3 protein-coding genes are annotated in these 3108 nt (G+C 67.4%); all 3 read left to right on the top strand.

All coding sequences use genetic code 11. The features are described from left to right. Nucleotides 1-98: 98 nt before the first annotated feature. A complete protein-coding gene (locus tag ACLFRM_RS09280) occupies nt 99-425 on the top strand; it encodes a DMT family transporter (protein ID WP_410755456.1) in 327 nt (108 codons plus the stop codon). Nucleotides 426-453: 28 nt separating this feature from the next. Then, nucleotides 454-1374 (top strand): NAD(+)/NADH kinase, encoded by a 921-nt coding sequence (locus ACLFRM_RS09275; protein ID WP_410755455.1) that lies wholly within the window; start codon nt 454-456, stop codon nt 1372-1374. 64 nt (nt 1375-1438) lie between these two features. Beyond that, the coding region (gene recN, locus ACLFRM_RS09270) for a DNA repair protein RecN (RefSeq protein ID WP_410755454.1) at nt 1439-3108 on the top strand (1670 nt) is incomplete at its 3' end.

Here is a 3108-nt window from a genome sequence, read left to right as displayed (position 1 = left end):
AGGTTCCTTTGCTAGACTGGGCCGATTCCCATGCTCGCCGGCCAAATGCCGGCTCTCGACGAACACGACATGACCGCATCCGAGGACCCACGCACTGCATGAACGCCTGGCTCATCTTGTTGGCCGCCGGCCTGTTGGAAATCGTCTGGGCGACCGGGCTGCGCTTCACCGACGGCTTTTCCCGGCTGGTGCCCACGGTGGTGGTCCTGGCCATTGCCTGGGCGAGCTTTTACCTGCTCGCGCTGGCGATGCGCGAGATCCCGATGGGCACGGCCTACGCCGTCTGGACGGGCATCGGCGCGACTGGCGTGGCGTTGCTCGGCATCCTCTGGTTCAAGGAACCGGTGACGGCCGCCCGACTGGGGTTCATCGCACTGATCGTGATCGGCATCGTCGGTTTGAAATGGTCCTCGGGCAATCACTGAGTCGTCAGGCAGCAAGAGTACACACGCCATGAAACCTTCCTCCCTTTCAGCCAGCGAACAGCCGGGACCCGCCCCCGCCTTCTCGCGCCTGGGCATTATCGTCAAGCCGGACGGTGGCGAGGCGCTGGACGAGGTCTACCGCAACCTGGTGAGCGTTGCCGAGGAGCACGGGGTGGACTGGGCGCTGGAGGAAGGCGCCGAGAACCCGGTCCCATCGATCAAGGCGGCCCGCTTCTCGCGCGACCGGCTGGATCGCGACCTGATCGTGGTGATTGGCGGAGACGGCACGATACTCAACGCCGCCCGCTCACTGTGCCAGCACGAGGATGTCGCGATCCTGGGCGTGAACCTCGGCCGACTCGGCTTTCTCGCCGATGTCAGTCCCAACGACCTCGACCGTCACCTCTCGGCCATCCTCGACGGGCGATACTGCGAGGAGCGCCGCTTCCTGCTCCAGGGGAGCCTGGTGCGCAACGACACCCGTATCATGGAGTCCGTCGCCCTCAACGACGTGACCTTCAAGATGCGGGACCCTGTCCGCATGGTCGAATTCGAGATGTGCATCGACGGCACCCTGGTCAACCAGCAGCGCTCGGACGGGGTGGTGGTCTGCACCCCGACCGGCTCGACCGCCTATGCGCTCTCGGCCGGTGGCCCGCTGATCGCCCCGGACCTGCATGCCGTGGGCATCGTCTCGATCTGCCCGCACACGCTCAGCTACCGACCCATCGTGGTCGACGCGCACCACCTGATCGAGATCCGCCCGGTGGAAGGCTCACGCGGCGGCGGTGTGGTCAGCTTCGACGGCCAGCTCAACCAGCCTCTGGAATACGGCGACGTGCTCGCGATCTCGAAGTACGAGCACGACATCCGCCTGATCCACCCGGCCGGTCACGACCATTATTCCCTGCTACGCGACAAGCTCTGCTGGAGCGAGCAGACGTTCTAGCCCGGATATTTCATGAAACATCCGGCTAACCGGGCAAATAACCGGGCAAAGGAATCCGCCTGACATGCTGACCACCCTCTCGATCCGCCAGATCGCCCTGATCGACCAGCTCGAACTCGATTTCGCCGCCGGCATGACCGCGCTGACCGGCGAGACCGGCGCGGGCAAGTCGATCTTGATCGACGCGATCGGCCTGCTGCTGGGCGATCGCGCCAACATGAACCTGCTGCGCGCCGGCTGCGACCAGGGCGAGGTCACCGGGGAATTCCGACTGCCGGTGGACAGCCCGGCGGCAGACTGGCTGGAGGAACAGGAGCTTGCCGACGCGCCCGAGGGCGAATCGCAGCCGCTGATCGTGCGCCGGTTGCTGTCCCGAGACGGGCGCTCCAAGGCCTGGATCAACGGCCGCCCCGTACCGGGGCAGACCCTCAAGGGCATCGGCCGGCACCTGATCGACATCCACGGCCAGCACCAGAACCAGCGGCTGATGCAGGCGAAGACCCAGCTCGCCCTGCTCGATCACTTCGGCGACCTCAAGGGGCCGGTGACCGAACTCGGCCGCCTGAGCCGTCGGATCCATGCCGACGAGGACGAGCTGGCTTCCCATCGCGCCGAACAGGACTCGCGCGCCGACCGACTCGCCTTCCTCGAGTTCCAGCTCGAGGAGATCGAGCGGGTCGACCCGCAGCCCGACGAGTTCAACCAGCTGCATGCCGAGCTCAAGCGCCTCTCCCGCCTGGACGAATGGCGGCAGGTGCTGGCCGACCAGATGGCCGCGCTGTTCGACGAGGACGGCAACGCCCACGACCGCATCGGTGCCGCCGAGCAGGCCCTCTCGCGGATCGCGGACCTCGACGAGTCGCTCGGCCCGGTGATCGAGACCCTGCAGTCCGCCGAGATCCAGATCGCCGAGGCGGTCGACACCCTGCGCGACCGACTCGAATCGGCCGAGGCGGACCCCGAGCGATTGGCCACGGTCGAATCGCGACTGGATACCCTGCACGAACTGGCACGCAAGCACCGGGTCTCCCCGGAGATGTTCGAGCAGCACATCCACGACCTGCGCGAGGAACACCAACGGCTCAGCCGGGCCGGCGGATCGGTCGAGGAGCTCGAGACCCGCCTGGCGGAAAACCGGGCCGCCTACGACAGGCTAGCCGCCGAAGTCAGCGAGAAACGACGCGCCAGCGCCCGTGAGTTGGCCAAACGCCTCAAGGCCTCGATCCGCGAACTGGGCATGCCCAACGGCGAATTCGAGGTACGCCTGACCCAGCCCGAGGCACTCGCCGAACGCCGCGGCGAGCGCGGTATCGACGAGGTCGTGTTCCTGATCAGCGCCAACCGCGGTCAGCCGGTCGCCCCGCTCGACCAGATCGCCTCCGGCGGCGAACTGGCCCGCGTGAGCCTGGCGTTGAAGACGCTCACCGCCGGCGACGACCCGGTGGGCACCTTCATCTTCGACGAGGTCGACACCGGTATCGGCGGGGCCACCGCGGCGATCGTCGGCGCCCATTTGCGCGCGCTGGGCGAATCGCGGCAGGTGCTCTGCGTCACCCACCTGCCGCAGGTCGCCGCCCACGGCCACCATCAGGCACGCATCGAGAAGGACGAGCAGGCCGATTCCACTCGCACCTGGGTACGCGCGCTGGACGCCGATGAGCGGGTAGAGGAGCTCGCCCGCATGCTCGGCGGGCGGGCGGTCACCGACCAGACCCGGGCACATGCCCGCGAGCT

It is taken from the genome of Guyparkeria sp. (assembly GCF_046540515.1).
Taxonomy (GTDB): domain Bacteria; phylum Pseudomonadota; class Gammaproteobacteria; order Halothiobacillales; family Halothiobacillaceae; genus Guyparkeria.
Note: the sequence above shows the minus strand (reverse complement) of the source record. Positions and strands in the feature narration are given on the sequence as shown.

Excerpts from the sequence above, each read along its gene's own strand:
- ACLFRM_RS09280 (WP_410755456.1), top strand. The coding sequence starts at position 99 with ATGAACGCCTGGCTCATCTTGTTGGCCGCCGGCCTGTTGGAAATCGTC.
- ACLFRM_RS09275 (WP_410755455.1), top strand. The coding sequence starts at position 454 with ATGAAACCTTCCTCCCTTTCAGCCAGCGAACAGCCGGGACCCGCCCCC.